We start from the raw sequence: 17,597 nt of genomic DNA, 5'->3' as shown, positions 1-17,597 counted from the left end.
TCCCTTAAATCAAAGGCAAGTCCTCCCCCAGCTGCCTGACAGCACGCTTCTGTCTATGAGCCTCCCGGTTCCGGGTCTTTTCCGTAAACTCCTTGAGGATCCGGTTCAGTTCCTTCGGGTGCTTCGTAGGCAGCTGGTGATTGGCCATTGATACATAGATCACATCACAGGACACGCGAAGATGCTTCTGAAAGATATATCTGTAGTGGTGCACATAGTAATCGCACTGACCATACACAAGAAGAACCGGCGAGGTGATCCGGTGCAGCCGGTCCGTGGATTTGTAATGAAGCCCCAGGTCATAAAGCTCCGCCAGAAAAGCCGGAGACGTCCGGCGTACATAATCAGCGAGCTCCTTCCTTCTTGCCCCCTTCTCATGTGCGGCCGCAAGAACCTCTGAAATCGTCCGCATCCCTCTCAGACGCGCAGCAATGATGCCCGTGCGGAACTCGTTCCGGAGAAGAAAACTGTTCACCTCGGAAAAACCGCCAAGAAGCACGATACCTCGCGTCCGCTCCGGGTAGCGGATCGCAAACTCCTGTACAATCGAGCCGCCGTTCGAGTATCCGCACAGGAACGTTTTCCTGATTCCTGCAGCATCCAGCACCCTCCGCACATCGTCAGCCAGAAGTGCCATTGACAGCGGCTGATCATCCATCCCGCTCCGCCCGTTGGCCCGTATATCCACCTGAATCACCGTGTGAGTTCGGCAGAGACCCTCCGCCTGGTGACGAAACGTCACATGCCCCATTCCCGGGGGATGGATAAACAGAAGCGGCGGTCCACTCCCCTTAATTTCATAGTAAATCCCCGCCAGCCCACGCTCCTTTGTCCATGGCATCGCCGCCACCTCCCTGCTTTTGTTACCTTTAGGGTGGCTTTTCCGGCGTGAAACATGCTAAGGATTCCGAGGAGGGAAAAAAACCATAAAAAAGAGACCGCTTCCATAATGCGGCCTCGCTTCGTGCTGTTATCCGAAGTAACCGGAAACAAGCTGAAACAGTTTATATCCAAAGTATATTCCGAAGATTCCCATGATCCCTGGCAGTGCCGGCGGTGCGGGAATCGGAAGTTTAATCAGGGCAAATACAAATCCGACGATCAGACCTGCCATTGTTGCGAGAATTACTTCCTGCATTCGATTACATCCCTTCTGAAGTTCTTTCTAATAGTATTGCTTAATACCACAGATCTTATCGTACCAGAAAGAGGTACGTACATCTACTACGGGAACGAAAAAAAAGCAGTCAGGGCCCGGAAGGTTCGGTGAGAACTTCCGGGCCCTGGCTCTGATATTTATTTTTGCGGAGGCAATCGTTACATTTTTTCCGGTGCGGATACGCCGATCAGACCGAGGGCGTTGCGCAGGGTGATGCGGACTGCTTCCATGAGGGCGAGGCGGGCTTTTGTGAGGCCTGCATCGTCCTGGTTGATCACTTTTTCGGCGTTGTAGAAGCTGTGCAGCGCCTGGGCAAGTTCGAAGACATAGTTTGCGATCCGGTGCGGCGCGCGCTTGTCGGCAGCGTCAGACACGGTTTCAGGGAATTCGCCGATTTTTTTGAGCAGGTCGAGTTCTTTTTCGCTGGACAGACGTGTCAGGTCTTCAGACGGGTCCGCGGTATAGCCGGCTTCCTCGGCCTGGCGGATCATGGTGCAGATGCGGGCGTGTGCATACTGCACGTAGTAGACCGGGTTTTCGTTGGATTTTGACACGGCAAGGTCCATGTCGAAATCCATGTGCGTGTCGGCGGCGCGCATGGCGAAGAAGTAGCGTGTCGCATCGGTGCCTACTTCCTCCATCAGATCGCGCATGGTGACAGCTTTTCCGGTCCGCTTGCTCATTTTTACCCGTTCGCCGTTCTGGAACAGGTTCACCATCTGGATGATCTGAACTTTAAGCTGTTCCTGATCATAGCCGAGGGCCTGCACGGCGGCTTTCATCCGTGGAATGTAGCCGTGGTGGTCGGCACCCCAGATATTGATGAGCTCTTCAAAACCCCGGGCAAATTTATCTTTATGGTAGGAAACGTCCGGAGTCAGGTACGTGTACGTGCCGTCTCCTTTCACAAGGACGCGGTCCTTATCGTCGCCGTATTTGGTTGATTCGAACCAGAGGGCACCGTCCTTCTCGTAAGTCTCCCCTTTTTCCTTGAGCTCATCGAGAATCGTTTCCACTTTGCCTGTAGTGTAGAGGCTCGTCTCGGAGTACCAGTTGTCAAAGCGGACGCGGAAACTCTCAAGGTCTTCCTTCAGCTTGTCGAGCTCGCGCTTTAACCCGTACTCACGGAAAAATGCGAGACGGTCCTCGCGGTCATTGTTTTTAAACGTGTCACCGTACGTATCGGCGATTTCCTTTGCAAAACCGACGATATCCTGGCCGCGGTAGCCGTCTTCCGGCATTTCAGCATCTTCCCCGAGTGCCTGCAGGTAGCGCGCTTCAAGGCTGAGAGCCAGGTTTTCGATCTGGTTTCCGGCGTCGTTGATGTAGTATTCACGGGCCACTTCGTATCCGGCTTTGTCGAGAATATTGCAGAGGGAGTCGCCGACTGCGGCACCGCGGGCATGTCCGAGGTGCAGGGTTCCGGTCGGGTTGGCTGAAACAAACTCAACCTGAACGCGCTTTTCGCCGCCAAAGTCCGTGCTACCGTAGTCTTCGTCCTGGTCAATGGCTGTGCGGACAACGTCGGTGAGATACTCATTATTCATGAAGAAGTTCATAAATCCTGGTCCGGCTATGTCGATTTTGTTCACGTGAGCACGCTCTTTATCGAAGTTGGCCGCCATGTCCTCGGCGATCATCCTCGGCGCTTTTTTCGCCACGCGTGCCAGCTGCATGGCGGTGTTGGTGGCATAGTCACCGTGGGCTTTGTCTTTCGGGAGTTCGATGACAGGATCCGGGATCTGTTCTCTTTCGGCAAGTCCGGCTTTAATAACGGACTCGATGATTTCGTCCTTTAAAAGCTGTTTCATCTGTTCAACCTGGCTCATGATTGTGGTTCCTCCTTTACGGTAACGCGCATATCGTACTCGCCTGCGCTCTGTCCCTGCAGGATGAGGGAATAGGTCAGGCGGATTTCGCCTTTGTTTTCTGTTTCGTCCCAGAGAAAGCGGACGTTTTTTGTGTCAGTGAGCATGCGCATCGGGCCGTATGGGCTCTGGTACGTGCCTTCTGTTTTCACACCGGTAATAAACCGCTGGTTCATATTGACAGCACCTTTCCGGATGACTGTCATTTCCCCCTGCTGGATTTTCACCGTCTGGTTCGTGGGCTCAAGCCCCTCCTGCTGTGGTTCCTCAAACCGGAGGTACGTGGTATCGCCTTTGGCAATCAGGCGTCCCGCGGCCTCCATGGTGTTGGTATCCTTCTGTCCCTGATCGCGGACTTCAGTTGTCATATTAATCTGGACCGGCAGTCCTTCCATCTCTATTCACCGAGCTTTCAGTCTTGGTTTTATCATCATTTTCATAATGGGGCGGACTTAAACGTTAAGGTCGCCGATAACTCAACTATTATAGCTGATTTGGCGTGGGTGGTTCAAGTGCGGGGGAGGATTTGGCGGGGTCGGTGGATTGCTGGTCTGTGTTTCGCTATGTTGATCCTGGTGTTCGCTACGTTCGGCTCCGATTTCGCTATGTTGACCCGGGTGTTCGCTACGTTCGACTCCAATTTCGCTACGTTGACCCGCACCACCCGTGCCTACCCTCCCCCAAAAACCACAAAAAACCGCCCCGCCCACAGGGCGGCGCGGTCCATCATCAGCCTAAACCAAATCAATTACTTATTTTTCCCCGTCCAGCCGAGCAGCATTTCGCGGACGAATTTGCTAGCGGCAATGGCGGTTTTGTCTCCGGCGTCATACGGCGGGGACACTTCCACCAAGTCGCAGCCGACCACACGGATGGCGGATCCGGCAATCGCCTGGATCGCGTCGAGAAGCTCTTTTGACGAAATTCCGCCGGCCTCGGCCGTTCCGGTCCCTGGTGCGTAGGCCGGATCAAGGACATCGATATCGATCGTCACGTAGACCGGGCGGCCCGCAAGTGTCGGAAGTACTTCCTTAAGCGGTTCGGCCACTTCAAACCGGCTCATGTGCATGCCGCTTTCCCGGGCGTAATGAAACTCCTCACGCATGCCGGAGCGGATCCCGAATGAATACACATTTTCCGGGCCGATCAGTTCGCACGCCTTCCGGATCGGTGTGGAATGGGAGAGCTCCTCGCCCTCATACTCTTCCCGGAGATCGGCGTGGGCGTCGATATGAATGACAGCCAGATCCTCGTACTCCTTATGCATCGCTTTAATGATCGGCCAGCTTACAAGGTGCTCGCCGCCGAGTCCCAGCGGGAATTTGCCGTCCACAAGCAGCTTTTCCGTGTATCGCTCGATCATGTCGAGGCTTTTACCCGCGTTGCCGAACGGAAACATCATATCACCGGCATCGTGATAGTTCACTTCCTCAAGGTGACGGTCCATGTACGGACTGTATTCCTCAAGGCCGATCGACGCCTCACGCACCCGGTTCGGACCGAAACGGGAACCCGGCCGAAAGCTCACCGTATAGTCCATCGGCATCCCGAAAATTACCACGCTGCTGTCCTCGTAGGAGCGGTCGCCCATAATAAACACACGTCCGGAGTAACCCTGATCAAAATACATTAACGGATCCTCCTTCAGCGGGTCAGGTCTTCCACAAATTTTGGCAGGGCAAACGCTGCCTTGTGGATTGCCTTCGTATAGTATTTCGTGTCCACGTCGTGGAACCGGTCTTCCGGCACCTCAAGCGGATCGTGCTTTTTCGATCCGATCGTAAACGTCCACAGTCCACTCGGATACGTCGGAATGTTGGCTGTGTACAGACGCGTGATCGGAAATGTTTCACGGACGTCACGGAACACGTTGCGGATCAGGTCCTGCTGGAACCACGGGTTATCCGTCTGGGCCACAAAAACACCGTCGTCCTTCAGCGCTTTTGAAATCCCCTCGTAAAATCCTTTCGTAAACAGGTTCACGGCCGGCCCCACCGGTTCAGTGGAATCAACCATGATCACGTCGTACGCCCCTTCACTTTTCGCAATGTGCATAAAACCGTCGTCCACCTGCACATCGACGCGTGGGTCGTCCAGTTTACCTGCAATGGAAGGAAGATATTCCTTCGAGTATTCGATCACTTTGCCGTCGATTTCCACGAGTGTTGCTTTTTCCACGCCCGGGTGCTTGAGAATCTCACGGATGACACCGCCGTCACCGCCGCCTACAACAAGCACGTTCTTCGGGTCCGGGTGGGTAAAGAGCGGCACGTGTGCCACCATTTCGTGATAGACAAACTCGTCCTTTTCCGTCGTCATGACCATGCCGTCAAGAAGAAGCATGTTGCCGAACTCCGCTGTTTCAACCATGTCGAGCTTCTGGAAGTCCGTCTGCTCGCTGTGATATGTCTGTTTTATTTTTGCTGTAATACCGAAATCTTTTGTCTGTTTTTCTGTAAACCAAATCGACAAAGCGATCACCTCAATTTCATAATCTCCGCTTTTCAGGCAGTCATACAGAAGTATAATTCATCTAACCTGAAATGGGAATAGTCCCGGCGGCACGTCTCCTCTACTCATTCCCGATCCTCTTTATGTATAACCAGATCAAGGTTGTGGAAAACTGTGGAAAGAGAACGTGTATTTTCCTTGAATATAATGTTTGTTTTTTGAATGATGCAGGCGGTTACCCGGTGCCTGAGCTTCGATAAACAGACTTCTATTACTCCCGGGGGTGACAGCAGGTGGAAATCGGCACACGAACATCCAGACAAAAGAAAACCAGAAACTGGCGCGCGCTTCTTCGGCTCGGTCTCTTTTCCGTCGTCACGAAGATGGCCGTCACGCTCATGCTCCTCGCATATGTATACCAGCTTGGTGCACCGCCGCTGTCGGTTCCTGAAACGACGGTCATGTACTCAGCGGACGGTTCCATCCTTGCAGAGCAGCACCAGGGCCAGAACCGGCACTGGATCTCCCTCGAGGAAATGGGCCAGCCGGTCATTGACGCCACACTTGCCATCGAGGACCGGAAGTTTTACTCCCATCACGGGTTCGATGTGCTGCGGATCGGCCGGGCGGCAGTCACGAACGTCCTTGCCGGATCCAAGTTACAGGGGGCAAGCACCATTACCCAGCAGTACGCGCGCAACCTGTACCTGTCACATGAAAAAACATGGCTGCGGAAATTCAATGAAGCTCTCTACTCCATGCGCCTTGAAATGCATTATTCCAAAGATGACATTCTTGAAGGCTACCTGAACACCATCTACTATGGCCACAGCACTTACGGCATCCAGGCCGCAGCCTCGCTGTATTTTAACAAGGATGCAAATGAGCTGACGACTGCAGAAGCCGCCATGCTCGCCGGCATTCCGAAAGGACCGGGCCTCTACTCGCCGAAAATCAGCCCTGAGCAGGCAAAAGCGAGACAGGAGGTCGTCCTTCGTGCCATGAAGGATAACGGCAGCCTCAGCCAGCGTCAGTACGATGCAGCTGTAAAGGAAAACGTGGCAATTTACCAGTCCGAGGAGACCGAAACCGGACGGCAGGCACCGTACTTTCAGGACGCCGTTCAGTCGTGGCTCCAGACCGAGCTGGGAATCGATCCTTCCGTCATTGACGCCGGAGGCCTCGAGATTCATACCACTCTCGACCGTGACCTCCAGCGCATGGCGGAACACTGGATCGCCGAGGAACTGAACTCGCCCTTTGACCTTCAGGTGGGGTTTGTGTCGATGGATCCGACAAACGGACACGTCAAGGCGATGGTCGGCGGAAGGGACTATACCGAGAGCCCGTTTAACCGGGCGACACAGGCCCGGCGTCAGGCAGGGTCCACGTTCAAGCCTTTTCTCTATTACGCCGCCCTGAAGGAAGGCTTCAGGCCGAACACCCTTCTTACGAGCGAGGAAACCGACTTCGTCTGGGATGACGGCCGGGAAACATACCAGCCGAAAAACTTCAATAACCGCTATGCCGAGGAACCGATGACAATGATGCAGGCCCTTGCCGTATCCGACAACATCTACGCCATGAAAACCCACTTTCTGCTCGGGTTTGACTCGCTGGTGGATGCTGCCCGGACGTTCGGCATCGAAAGTCCGCTTCACCCGGTTCCTTCGCTGGCTCTCGGTTCCGTTGAAGTCGGCGTTACCGAACTGACAAACGCCTACAGTCCGTTTGCCAACGGCGGCTATGAAGTGGAGCCGGCCTTCGTCACAAAAGTGGTGGACCGGGACGGAAACGAGCTGTACAGTGCCAACCCCGATCAGATCGGAGACCGGGTGATCGACCCGGCTCTCGCGTTTCTTATGACCGACATGATGCACGGCATGTTTGAAATGGAGCTCAACGACGCCCGCTCCCATACAGCGGTCACCGGCCAGAGCCTGGTTCAGCTGATCAGCCGCCCCGTAGCCGGAAAAAGCGGTTCGACACCACGGGACAGCTGGATGATCGGATTTACCCCGCAGCTCGTAACCGGCGTGTGGGTCGGCGTGGATAAGGATGTCCGCACCGCCCCCGGTGAGGAGACGACGCCTGACTCCGGATCGTGGGGCATGCACTCAAAACGGATCTGGGCCCAGTTCATGGAGCACGCTCACGCCGATGAGCTGATGCTGCCGTTCAGCAGACCGCCGAACGTATCCGCCGTGGAAATCAATCCGGTCAACGGCATGCTCGCAACAGACGACTGTCCGGTAACGCGGAAGACGTACTTCCTCACCGGCACCGAACCGACCGCATTCTGCACGGATCACGTACCGGAAAAGAAACACGAACTGCCGGGCGACCCGCTCCACGACGAGCCGCGTCGCTTTCTCGACCGGATCTTTCGCTGGCTCGATGTGTCGTGATCGCATTTATTTCTGTAAAAAAAAGACAAGCGAAGGGCTGGCATACCCCTCGCTTGTCTTTTTGTCTTAGTATTGCTGTGTGTGTTTGACACGTACGTTAAGTTTACAAAGATCCCCACTGAATAGCAAGGTTGTTCACAAGACGTTCACATTTTGACATTTTTCCTTTTCCCTATCCGGGGCAGACCCCGTTCCTGCCGCGGGAGGCTCACTGCCGGCGTAAAGCTCCGCATAGGGCCAAGCAATTTGTAACGCTGGTTAACAAAAATAAAAGCCCGGACAGCCTTCACCATCCGAGCCTTACATCCTTTATACTTTGAGCCCATCCTTAAGTTCATCCGTCGATGCCTTCCAGAGTTCCTCATTGTGGTTCTGCAGAAAATCCGCCAGTATCTGCTTCGACTTATCGTCCATTTTGTCCACAATGATCCGTCCCTTAAGCGACTTATCCATATTGTTCACATGTTCCGGAAGACTCTTGTATCCGCGCCGGATTTCACGGTCCACCGTCATCTCACACGCCGTCACACCGGCATAAAAAGGACCTTCCCCTTTATTATCCACCGTAACCCATACGAGCCAGTACGGCTTTCCGTTCGGCACCTTCTCTTTCTCGCGAAGAAACTTAATCCCCTTCTCGACCGCACTCCGGGCATGGAGCGCTCCCATGTCCACGAACGCCTCCCCCTCATTAACATCAATAAACACCGGGGAAACGTTGTTCAGATTCAGCACCCCGGCACCATACCCGCCGTGCCCATCGGTAGAATCGGAACTGAGTATATTAAAGCCCTGACTGCGCTTATGATTCTTAAAGAACTCTTCCTTATTCATCGGAACTCCTCCATTTCGTTACGCCTTTTCGTTCATCTTACCATATTCATTCCACCGGACAAAAACAGAAAAGAGCGCGTTTACGTTCACACATAAACGTAAATAGATATACAGGCTCCTGATGCAGGACTGCTGTCTGTCACCGGCCCGGCACGGGGACGCAAATCAAGTCTCCAGTTCCCCGCTGACCCCCGGTGCAGCCGGCTTTCCGGCACACAAACATAACGTAACCGAAAGGATGAGTGGCATGCCGTACGTAACTGTAAAGATGCTCGAAGGTCGCACTGACGACCAGAAGCGGGATCTCGTGGAGAAAGTAACCGGCGCGGTCTCTGAAACGACCGGAGCACCCCGTGAGAAAATCACTGTTTTCATCGAGGAAATGAACGGTGGAAACTACGCCGTCAACGGCGAGCGCCACAGCGATGTAACGCCGTAAGCGAAGAAGGTGTGCCCGATCCGGGTGCACCTTTTTTCGGTTAGTGGACTTTGCCCTGCTTTTCGCAGATAGAGGGTTTAGGGAGACGTTTTGGTTTATACGTTTTTTTAAAAAATGTGTATACCCTTCCGTCAGTTTTTATTAGCTCCGCTGCGCCAACCGCTCGCTTTCCGTGGCGGTGCCGGCGAGCCTCCGCGAGCTTCGCCCTGCGGGGTTTCGCCTAGCCCCCACTGCCACAGGAGTCTCGCTACTGGCGTCAGCTACGCAAAAGATCGATTTACTGACTAAAAGGTATACTCATTTTTCAAAATATATGCCAACCCTAAAACGTGGAGCCGGAGCTCCTGCTCTCAAACAAGATGAACCTCCCGCACACCGAAGGAGGCTTGGGACAAAACTCTCTCTAAGTAATTAAAAAACGGTGTCATTGATCGGTTTTCGATAGTTGGCACCGTTGGTATCCTTTCTGTGTACATATTCGTTGATTGTTCAAAAATCACGAGACGCCTGCGGGAAAAGCAAGAGCTGAAGATCCACCGGGGTGATCTGTTCCGGTTAGCTGAAGCCTTGCCCGCGGCAAGCGAGTGTATTTTTGAACAATCAACCTATAAAATACTAAATACAAAAAAGAGCTCTCACCGATGGTAAGGGCTCTTCTTATTAGCTGGGTTTTGTCCCAGCCTCCTTCTCATTACGGACACCCGGTTTACCCGTGTGCCTGAATCTCCTTCAGTTCCTTGAGCGCCAGGTGGAGCGTTTCAATGTAGTGCTGCGGCGGCTCGTCCATGTTTTCGAATTCCTCTGCAAGCCACTGGAAGTTTTTAATAAGCAGTGCCGTCGGCACGTTCCGGCTTACGAGAACAGTGTTGAGCCAGGTGGCGTAGTCGACGAACATTTCTTTATTGTTCAGCTCAGCTGATGTTTTAAGATATTTAAGATGGTGATAATTATCGTTCTTCGTGTGATGACGGCCGCGGTCGCCGAATTTCTTCAGCATGTCCCCATACTCCTCGTAGAAGCGGTCGGTCATTTTTTCGGCGATCCGGTCTTCTGTTTCCTTTGTAATCACCACGCCACCACCTTGTACTGGTGAACCATGGCTTTCACATTTGCCAGTTCTTTGTCCGGATATTTTTTTTCAAGCTCGTGAATCCGCTTGAAGTCGTCACTCCTGACCCAGTCCAGGTAATCCTGCTCGGTTTCCCACTCCATCTGCACCGTCAGCTCGCCTGATTTACGGCGGTTCTGCAGGAGCTTGAATGAAATGAATCCTCTGGCTTCATCCACAAGTTTTGAGCGGTTCTGGTACAGCCCGATTACTTCATCTGCTTTTTCTTCCGGAATCGTTACTACGGAATGAACGATATACAATAAGAGCACTCTCCTGACTTGTTGGCCGTTTACTGCCGGGCCTCGTGTTGGTGCAGCTGTTCGATGTATTCAAACGCCTCCTGCACTTCTTCATCCGTGTAGTTCTGCTTGGCTTTGATTGTAAACACCTTGTCTTTTGTTTCCTCTTTTGAAAGGTCGCTGAAGTAGAGCATTGTTGAAACAAGCTCCAGAAAACGGGAGCTCTGACTGTTCAGGTTGTCCCACAGCTCCTTCGATGCAGGAAAATCGTGCTCGGCAATCGTTAGAAACTCCTCCCCCTGCTCTGTAAGGGAATAGCGGAACTGGTGGTATCCGCTTTTCTTTTCCTTCACTTCGGAAATAAAGCCGAGGTCGCGCATTTCCTCCATACGTACCGACAGCTCCTCCGAGTAGGGTCCGTACATTCTGAACTGATATTTTTCATAAAAAGGAAGGTCGAGCTGTTTGGCGATATAAACGATTTTCTGCAGTTTTTTCCGCCCGACAATTTCGCCTGCCTGCTGAATGAGTGACAGCAGCTTCGCATGCTCGTTTAGCATGAATTTATCCCCCCTGATTCATTAACAATTGTAAAATCTTCTTTTTTATCTCCGCGTGTCCGGTCTGGTCTTCAAGAAAATCCTTCGGAAAGTAGAGTTTATGGTCGGTCCGCTTTTTCCCCGAGATCGCCTCCACTACATCGGACTCACGGGAAAGTTCACGCAGGTCCCCTGCCGGCATGAGGAGGTGGATCGGAAGGCGTTCCTCCTCTTCCCCGCCGCGGTAAAAGTCATACGGCAGATCCGACGAGGAATCGATGACGAGATAATAGCGCGGATCGATTTCAGCTTCCTTAAACAGCTGAAGAAGTTCCGGCCAGATTTTCATCTGTGTACTCGGATCGCATTCCACGTATTTGAACAGCCTTCGGTCCATGAAACGGTCACATAAATCTTTCAGGATCGGGTCGTCTTCTTCCTGCCACATCTGAAAATAATACATAACTACCGATTCATCGAGCTTCAGGTAATCTTTGAGCGTAATACTGCCCTCAAAAAGGGAGTTGAAGTGAAGCGGTTCGAGTTTAAACTCGTAGCCTTCCTCGTAAAGATGCTTGGCTCTATGTAGGATCTTGCTCAGAATCACTTCCGAACTCCGTGTTACCGGGTGAAAATACACCTGCCAGTACATCTGGTAGCGGCTCATAATATAGTCTTCAACTGCGTGCATACCGCTCTGTTTAAACACGGCCTGGTCTTCTGTCGGCCGCATGACGCGGAGAATCCGTTCCATGTCAAAATGCCCGTAGCTTACACCCGTGTAAAACGCATCCCGCTGAAGATAGTCCATCCGGTCAGCATCAATCTGACTGGAGATGAGGCTTACGACAAGTTTGTTTTCATATGTTTTCCCGATCACATCGGCCACTTTTTTCGGAAAGGCATCACTGATTTCCCGGAGAACGCTGTTGATCTGCGTGTCCCCCAGGATAATCTCCCGGGTCCAGTGTTCGTGATCGGTATGAAAAACCTTTTCAAAGGAATGGGAATACGGTCCGTGCCCCACATCATGAAGGAGGGCTGCACTCAGGCAGACAAGCCGCTCTTCCGGGTCCCAGTCTTCCTTTTCCTCAATATTCTTGACCATACGCCTCATAATTTCATATACCCCTAATGAGTGATTAAAACGCGTATGTTCGGCACCGTGAAATGTCACGTACGTTGTGCCGAGCTGACGGATTCTGCGCAACCTCTGAAACTCGCGCGTACCGATCAGCTTCCAGATCAGTTCATCGCGTACGTGTATGTATCGGTGAACCGGATCCTTAAATACTTTTTCCTCATTCAGTTTTCTAAATTGCCCCGTCATATGCCGCTCCTTCCCTGCAGTGCTGTGCAGCCGGATTGATCTTCTCAGGTGTCTGTATGGGTCATTCCAATCTCTACCTTTTAGTATACTAAAAACAGCCGCGAAAAAAAGCAGATTATGAAGAATTTCCCCGAAGTTGCACCAGCGGGAACAGGTATGATAAACAATCCGTTTTATTGCATAATCTGAAAATGAATTGCGCAATTTGGGCCATCGCTTGCGTAATCTGTTTACGTACTCTAAATGAGCCAAAGAAAAGAGGGCGCCGGCAGTATTATGAACTGCCACACCCTCCCTGAAGCTGCTTTTTCTGCAGCCTGCGGCCGTGTTTACCGCTGTTTTTTCAGCTTCTTTTCTACTTTATCGATCAGCTGATCCTCGCTCAGTCCGGTGACTGCCCGGTCGTTAACAAAGGTGAATGCCTTTTTCCGGCCCGGTCCGCAGTACGCCTGGCAGCCGATTTTTATATCGGCGCAGGGGTCGAGCTGCTTCAGCTTCGGTATCAGTGTTTTTATATTTGTGGCCTGACAATCGTCACAAATACGGAATTCATTTGCCACCGTAATCACCACTTCTTCTATTCTAAACGCTCTTTCCATAAGGAATGCTGTTTCTCCAACGCTGCAGGCAGAAGCTTTCTGCGGGCAGGGACTCAGCCTCCTGCTCATTCAGCCGGCACCGCCGTCTTATACAAAATGCAGAACAGCCTTCCGAAAAGAGTCACTATCGGGTATTTTACTATGTTTCGCCGGTGAGGGGCAACGGTAACCTTGTCCATTTTGTGATATAATCTACTGGATGTTTTTCAAGAAGGAGAACGAACAATGAACGAGTTGGAATCGATTTTACATAGACAGCGTTGGGATGTGTACGACGAGTCTTCTGCAGGTCTGGCGCAGAATGCGATGCACTCCTTTGCCATGGACGACACGCTCTGCCGGATTGCCTCTTCAGATCCGGAGCGGGGAATCTGCCGGACGTGGGTGCACGGCAATACGATTGTCCTCGGAATCCAGGACAGCCGGCTGCCCTATATCGAAGAGGGAGTCCGCTTTCTGGAGGACGCCGGCTACCGGGTAATTGTACGGAATTCCGGCGGTCTTGCCGTCGTACTCGACCCCGGCGTGCTCAATGTGTCGCTCATTTTCAAAGACGAGAAGCGCCTTTCCATCGACAGCGGCTATGAAGCGATGTGCGCGTTTGTCCGTGAGTGGTTCAAGGAGTTTGATCTTGTCATTGAGGATCGGGAAATTGCCGCATCCTACTGCCCGGGCAGGTACGATTTGAGTGTGGCGGGCCGTAAATTCGCCGGCATTTCCCAGCGCAGGCTCCGCGGCGGAGTCGCCGTTCAGATCTACCTGGCTGTTAACGGAAGCGGGAGTGAACGGGCGGGACTGATTCGCAGCTTTTACGAACAGGCCGTGAACGGGGCCCCTGTAAAGTACAGCTATCCGCGAATCGATCCGGCACAGATGGCTTCACTCTCTGAGATTACCGGACGTCCCCTTACAGTGGAAGGCCTCTATCATTCCATGCTGCTGACGCTGAAGGGTTTTGCCGGGCGGCTTGGGAACATGGCCCTTTCAGAGGCCGACTGGACCGTGTACGAGGAAAATCTGGATCGGATGATTAAGCGCAATGAAAAAGTGAATCTGCTTTAACAGAGCAGTAAACAGAAAAACTCCGGGGTGCATGCGGTCACCCCGGAGTTTCTTTTACACATCGTGCTTATTTTTCCAGCCCCTGCATCGCTGTGATGAGGGCCAGCTTGTAAACATCCTCCACGTTACAGCCGCGGGAAAGGTCGTTAACCGGCTTGTTCAGTCCCTGAAGGATCGGTCCGATCGCTTCGAAGTTACCGAGGCGCTGGGCAATTTTGTAGCCGATATTTCCAGCTTCAAGACTCGGGAAGACGAACACGTTTGCCTGCCCTTTTAGCGGGCTGTCCGGAGCTTTTTTCTCCGCAACGGACGGTACAAACGCAGCGTCAAACTGGAATTCGCCGTCGAGTGTCAGCTGTGGTTCACGCTCCTGGGCGATCTGAACAGCGTCACTCACACGCTCTGTCTCCTCACTTTTGGCTGAACCTTTTGTTGAGAAGCTGAGCATGGCTACTTTCGGCTCAATGTCGAACACACGGGCCGTTTTTGCGGCTTCGATGGCCGTCTCTGCAAGGTCGCTGCTGTCAGGTGCGATGTTGATGGCACAGTCACCGAAGATGTAGCGCTCTTCGCCTTTTACCATAACGAAAACGCCGGACGTCTTTTTCACGCCCTCTTTCGTCTTGATAATCTGCAGCGCCGGACGTACAGTATCTCCTGTCGAGTGTGCCGCACCGCTCACGAGACCGTGTGCTTTGTCCAGGTGTACGAGCATCGTTCCGAAGTAGTTCGGCTGTTTAAGAATCTGCCGTGCATCCTCTGCTGTAGCCTTTCCTTTGCGGCGTTCCACAAAAGCATCCACAAGTTCCTCAAACTGCTCATACGTTTCCGGGTCATAAATATCAAGCCCGCTGACATCCTGGCCGATTTCAGACGCTTTTGATGCAATCTCCTCTTTATTCCCCACAAGAACCGGTGTGAGGACGCCGTCTGCTTTCAGGCGGACTGTTGCTTCGATAATCCGCTCATCCATACCTTCCGGGAATACAATCGTCGGGTTCTGGGCTTTCACTTTTTCCGAAATGCCTGTAAATAAATCGCTCACTGTCATTCCTCCTGTCCTGAGATCAAAATATAGAAGCTTCGCACGTAACCATCGTAATCACGGTTCACGCTGCGAAGGTGTTCACCTGAATATCTTTCCTATTTTCACCTTTATTTCTAAGGATACTCTTCTGCAGGGCAAAAATAAATTGATGTGATCATCATTTCACAAAGTTTTAATTTTCAGAACAGACTCAGGCTTTGTATACCCCTTTACCGGGACGGCTACACGCCGGATCTCCTCCTTAAAACAATTGTGCCCTGCCTGTAAAGCTAAACCCGGTGTCCTGAAATGAAATACTCCTCCCTTCTGCCGTTGTCCTTGATCCGTAACTCCGTTATACTGAATGAATAATCACTCATTTTCTGACTTATCAGACATCAGGGACAGAAAAAGACCGAGGAGGAACGAATCGATATGGAGTGTAAAGCATTGTTTGAACCGATTAAAATCCGTGGCCTCACCCTGCCAAACCGGGTGATGATGGGTTCCATGCACGTAGGGCTTGAAGGTCTCGAAAACGGTATTGAGAAGCTCACTGCTTTTTACCGGCTCAGGGCCAGACATGAAGCCGGACTCATCGTTACCGGCGGAGCAGCGGTCAACCCGGAAGGCAGCGGCGGACTCGATTTTATGATGATTAATACAGACGAAGACATCGACCGCTGGAAGCCGCTGACCGACGGCGTGCACGAGGAAGGCGGAAGAATTGCCCTCCAGCTGTTCCATGCGGGACGCTACGCCTACAAAGCAATGATTGGACGGGATCCGGTTGCTCCCTCCGCCCTGCAGGCACCGATCAACCCGGATCCGCCCGTGGCTCTGACGGAAGAACAGATCATACGGACGATTCAGGATTTTGCCGAAGGAGCAGATCGTGCAAAAAAAGCCGGCTTCGATGCGGTGGAAATTATGGGCTCCGAAGGCTATCTGATCAACCAGTTCACCTCCCCTGCCACAAATAAGCGCACGGACCGCTGGGGCGGATCATTTGAAAACCGGATCGCCTTCTCTCTCCGCATTACGGAAGAAGTGCGCAAGGCAGTAGGTGAAGACTTCCCGGTGCTGTTCAGAATGTCCGGACTGGATCTGGTGGACAACAGCACAACGGAAGAAGAAACCCTTGCCTGGGCCCGGGCAATCGAAAAAGCAGGCGCTGACGTTTTAAACATCGGCATCGGCTGGCACGAATCCCGCGTACCGACCATTTCCATGAAAGTGCCGCGGCTTCATTTCGTGCCTGTTGCAGAAAACATACGAAAAGCCGTCAGCATCCCGGTGATTGCCTCAAACCGCATTAACGACCCCCGCGACGGGGCAGAACTGCTGGAAAACGACAGCGCTGACTTAATCTCCATGGCCCGTCCGTTCCTTGCAGATCCGGCCATCCTGACTAAAGCAAAAGAAGGCCGTTTTGATGAAATTAACACGTGCATCGCCTGCAACCAGGCATGTCTTGACCACGTGTTCGAAGGACGAGCCGCCACCTGCCTTGTAAATCCGGAAGCCGGCAGGGAAACCGAACTGAAGCTCACACCTGCGGAGCAGAAAAAAAACGTGCTCGTTGTTGGCGCAGGACCTGCGGGGCTTGAAGCCGCCCGTACCGCTGCAGAACGGGGACACGACGTTACGCTTGTGGACGAAAAAACAGAAGTCGGCGGACAGCTGAACTATTCAAAGCGAATCCCCGGTAAAGAGGAATTTCACGAAACCCTCCGCTATTTTAACGTGCAGCTCGATAAACTGGGAGTCAAAAAGGCTCTCGGTACGAAGCTCACACCGGACCATCCTCTCGTCAAAGAAGCAGATGAAGTGATTCTGGCTACAGGTATTGTTCCGCGCATCCCCGATATTCCCGGGGTGGACAAGGAAATTGTCGCCAGCTACCGTGACGTGTTTGACGGGAATGCCGAGTGGGGTGAAAAAACCGTCATTATCGGCGGCGGAGGGATCGCCTGTGATCTCGCTCTTTATCTGAAAGGCAAGGGAGCAAAGGACATTACCCTCCTTCAAAGGCACCGTTCGTTTGCCCGCGGCATCGGTAAAACGACGCGCTGGGCTACGCTTATGGAGCTGAAGCAGAGCGGCATCTGCATGCAGGGCGGCCTGGACGGATACAGGGAAATCACCTCCGAAGGTGTGACTGTCATTCAGGACGGAAGTGACGTATTTGTTCCTGCAGACAGGGTAATTCTCGCGAGCGGCCAGCTCGTTAACGCAAGCCTTGCAGAACAGCTTGAAGCTGACGGGAAAAATGTTCACATTATAGGCGGCGCAAAACACGCAATGGGCCTTGATGCGAAACAGGCTATTTACGATGGAACACTTGCGGGAAGAGCGATCTGAGAATCCCGGCGAAAGTCCGGAGCCCGCAGAAAGTGAAGCCGTCAGAGGATCTCTGCTTCTATTCAGAATTAAAATTAAAAATGAGTACACCCTTCCGTCAGTTTCGTGTAGCTCCACTGAACGCCATCCGCTCCCTTTCCGCGGCGGTGCCGGCGAGCCTCCGCGAG

Annotated in this window: 17 protein-coding genes; 4 read left to right on the top strand and 13 right to left on the bottom strand. The window is 52.6% G+C overall.

The window, feature by feature from the left end; all coding sequences use genetic code 11:
* Positions 1–4: 4 nt before the first annotated feature.
* The 6 genes from FGB90_RS07895 to speE all read right to left on the bottom strand — a co-directional run bounded on the left by FGB90_RS07895 (position 5) and on the right by speE (position 5,499).
* Positions 5–841 (bottom strand): alpha/beta fold hydrolase, encoded by an 837-nt coding sequence (locus tag FGB90_RS07895; RefSeq protein WP_138810285.1) that lies wholly within the window; start codon positions 839–841, stop codon positions 5–7.
* A 129-nt stretch (positions 842–970) separates the two neighbouring features.
* The gene (locus FGB90_RS07890) at positions 971–1,138 is read right to left on the bottom strand and encodes a XapX domain-containing protein (RefSeq protein ID WP_138810284.1); all 168 of its coding nucleotides are present in this window, start codon (positions 1,136–1,138) and stop codon (positions 971–973) included.
* 179 nt (positions 1,139–1,317) lie between these two features.
* Entirely contained in the window at positions 1,318–2,988 is a 1,671-nt protein-coding gene (gene argS / locus FGB90_RS07885) for an arginine--tRNA ligase (protein ID WP_138810283.1), read from the bottom strand.
* Positions 2,985–3,422, bottom strand: a complete 438-nt coding sequence (locus FGB90_RS07880) for a YwiB family protein (RefSeq protein WP_138810282.1) — start codon at positions 3,420–3,422, stop codon at positions 2,985–2,987. Before FGB90_RS07880 ends, argS begins: the two co-directional genes overlap by 4 nt.
* Before the next feature lie 353 nt (positions 3,423–3,775).
* Positions 3,776–4,657, bottom strand: a complete 882-nt coding sequence (speB, locus tag FGB90_RS07875) for an agmatinase (protein ID WP_138810281.1) — start codon at positions 4,655–4,657, stop codon at positions 3,776–3,778.
* A 14-nt stretch (positions 4,658–4,671) separates the two neighbouring features.
* Entirely contained in the window at positions 4,672–5,499 is an 828-nt protein-coding gene (gene speE / locus FGB90_RS07870; protein ID WP_138810280.1) for a spermidine synthase, read from the bottom strand.
* A gap of 272 nt (positions 5,500–5,771) precedes the next feature.
* Between speE and FGB90_RS07865 the strand changes: the two genes are divergently transcribed.
* On the top strand, positions 5,772–7,886 hold the full coding sequence (locus tag FGB90_RS07865; protein WP_246056103.1) for a transglycosylase domain-containing protein: 2,115 nt from the start codon (positions 5,772–5,774) through the stop codon (positions 7,884–7,886).
* A 309-nt stretch (positions 7,887–8,195) separates the two neighbouring features.
* On the opposite strand, the gene FGB90_RS07860 is transcribed toward FGB90_RS07865, so the two are convergent.
* A complete protein-coding gene (locus tag FGB90_RS07860) occupies positions 8,196–8,720 on the bottom strand; it encodes a YwhD family protein (protein WP_138810279.1) in 525 nt (174 codons plus the stop codon).
* Between the two features lie 247 nt (positions 8,721–8,967).
* On the opposite strand from FGB90_RS07860, the gene thmT reads away from it, so the two are divergent.
* Complete coding sequence (thmT, locus tag FGB90_RS07855; protein ID WP_138810278.1) at positions 8,968–9,159, top strand: 2-hydroxymuconate tautomerase; 192 nt, start codon at positions 8,968–8,970, stop codon at positions 9,157–9,159.
* Positions 9,160–9,865: 706 nt separating this feature from the next.
* On the opposite strand, the gene FGB90_RS07850 is transcribed toward thmT, so the two are convergent.
* From FGB90_RS07850 to FGB90_RS07830, 5 genes are all read right to left on the bottom strand, one after another.
* Positions 9,866–10,228 carry a hypothetical protein gene (locus FGB90_RS07850; RefSeq protein WP_138810277.1) on the bottom strand — a complete coding sequence of 121 codons (363 nt, stop codon included), beginning with the start codon at positions 10,226–10,228 and terminating at the stop codon, positions 9,866–9,868.
* Positions 10,225–10,530, bottom strand: a complete 306-nt coding sequence (locus FGB90_RS07845) for an antibiotic biosynthesis monooxygenase family protein (protein WP_138810276.1) — start codon at positions 10,528–10,530, stop codon at positions 10,225–10,227. Before FGB90_RS07845 ends, FGB90_RS07850 begins: the two co-directional genes overlap by 4 nt.
* A gap of 29 nt (positions 10,531–10,559) precedes the next feature.
* Positions 10,560–11,069 carry a YwgA family protein gene (locus FGB90_RS07840; protein WP_138810275.1) on the bottom strand — a complete coding sequence of 170 codons (510 nt, stop codon included), beginning with the start codon at positions 11,067–11,069 and terminating at the stop codon, positions 10,560–10,562.
* A 4-nt stretch (positions 11,070–11,073) separates the two neighbouring features.
* Positions 11,074–12,378, bottom strand: a complete 1,305-nt coding sequence (locus tag FGB90_RS07835; RefSeq protein WP_138810274.1) for an HD domain-containing protein — start codon at positions 12,376–12,378, stop codon at positions 11,074–11,076.
* 329 nt (positions 12,379–12,707) lie between these two features.
* Positions 12,708–12,938: a YuzB family protein gene (locus FGB90_RS07830; protein ID WP_138810674.1), complete on the bottom strand. Its 231-nt coding sequence runs from the start codon at positions 12,936–12,938 to the stop codon at positions 12,708–12,710.
* A gap of 264 nt (positions 12,939–13,202) precedes the next feature.
* Here FGB90_RS07830 and FGB90_RS07825 point away from each other — a divergent pair, with 264 nt between their 5' ends.
* Positions 13,203–14,039 (top strand): lipoate--protein ligase family protein, encoded by an 837-nt coding sequence (locus tag FGB90_RS07825; protein WP_138810273.1) that lies wholly within the window; start codon positions 13,203–13,205, stop codon positions 14,037–14,039.
* A 67-nt stretch (positions 14,040–14,106) separates the two neighbouring features.
* Here the strand turns inward: FGB90_RS07825 and pta are convergent, their stop codons facing one another.
* The gene (gene pta, locus FGB90_RS07820) at positions 14,107–15,084 is read right to left on the bottom strand and encodes a phosphate acetyltransferase (protein WP_138810272.1); all 978 of its coding nucleotides are present in this window, start codon (positions 15,082–15,084) and stop codon (positions 14,107–14,109) included.
* 417 nt (positions 15,085–15,501) lie between these two features.
* Between pta and FGB90_RS07815 the strand changes: the two genes are divergently transcribed.
* Positions 15,502–17,430 (top strand): oxidoreductase, encoded by a 1,929-nt coding sequence (locus tag FGB90_RS07815; RefSeq protein ID WP_138810271.1) that lies wholly within the window; start codon positions 15,502–15,504, stop codon positions 17,428–17,430.
* Positions 17,431–17,597 lie beyond the last annotated feature (167 nt).

It is taken from the genome of Alteribacter natronophilus (genome assembly GCF_006007885.1).
GTDB classification, from domain to species: Bacteria; Bacillota; Bacilli; order Bacillales; family Salisediminibacteriaceae; genus Alteribacter; species Alteribacter natronophilus.
This window is presented reverse-complemented; position numbering and strand designations above follow the sequence as displayed.

Excerpts from the sequence above, each read along its gene's own strand:
- argS (WP_138810283.1), bottom strand. The coding sequence starts at position 2,988 with ATGAGCCAGGTTGAACAGATGAAACAGCTTTTAAAGGACGAAATCATC.
- FGB90_RS07840 (WP_138810275.1), bottom strand. The coding sequence starts at position 11,069 with ATGCTAAACGAGCATGCGAAGCTGCTGTCACTCATTCAGCAGGCAGGC.
- speB (WP_138810281.1), bottom strand. The coding sequence starts at position 4,657 with ATGTATTTTGATCAGGGTTACTCCGGACGTGTGTTTATTATGGGCGAC.
- thmT (WP_138810278.1), top strand. The coding sequence starts at position 8,968 with ATGCCGTACGTAACTGTAAAGATGCTCGAAGGTCGCACTGACGACCAG.
- FGB90_RS07825 (WP_138810273.1), top strand. The coding sequence starts at position 13,203 with ATGAACGAGTTGGAATCGATTTTACATAGACAGCGTTGGGATGTGTAC.
- FGB90_RS07815 (WP_138810271.1), top strand. The coding sequence starts at position 15,502 with ATGGAGTGTAAAGCATTGTTTGAACCGATTAAAATCCGTGGCCTCACC.
- FGB90_RS07890 (WP_138810284.1), bottom strand. The coding sequence starts at position 1,138 with ATGCAGGAAGTAATTCTCGCAACAATGGCAGGTCTGATCGTCGGATTT.
- FGB90_RS07860 (WP_138810279.1), bottom strand. The coding sequence starts at position 8,720 with ATGAATAAGGAAGAGTTCTTTAAGAATCATAAGCGCAGTCAGGGCTTT.
- FGB90_RS07880 (WP_138810282.1), bottom strand. The coding sequence starts at position 3,422 with ATGGAAGGACTGCCGGTCCAGATTAATATGACAACTGAAGTCCGCGAT.
- FGB90_RS07835 (WP_138810274.1), bottom strand. The coding sequence starts at position 12,378 with ATGACGGGGCAATTTAGAAAACTGAATGAGGAAAAAGTATTTAAGGAT.
- FGB90_RS07895 (WP_138810285.1), bottom strand. The coding sequence starts at position 841 with ATGCCATGGACAAAGGAGCGTGGGCTGGCGGGGATTTACTATGAAATT.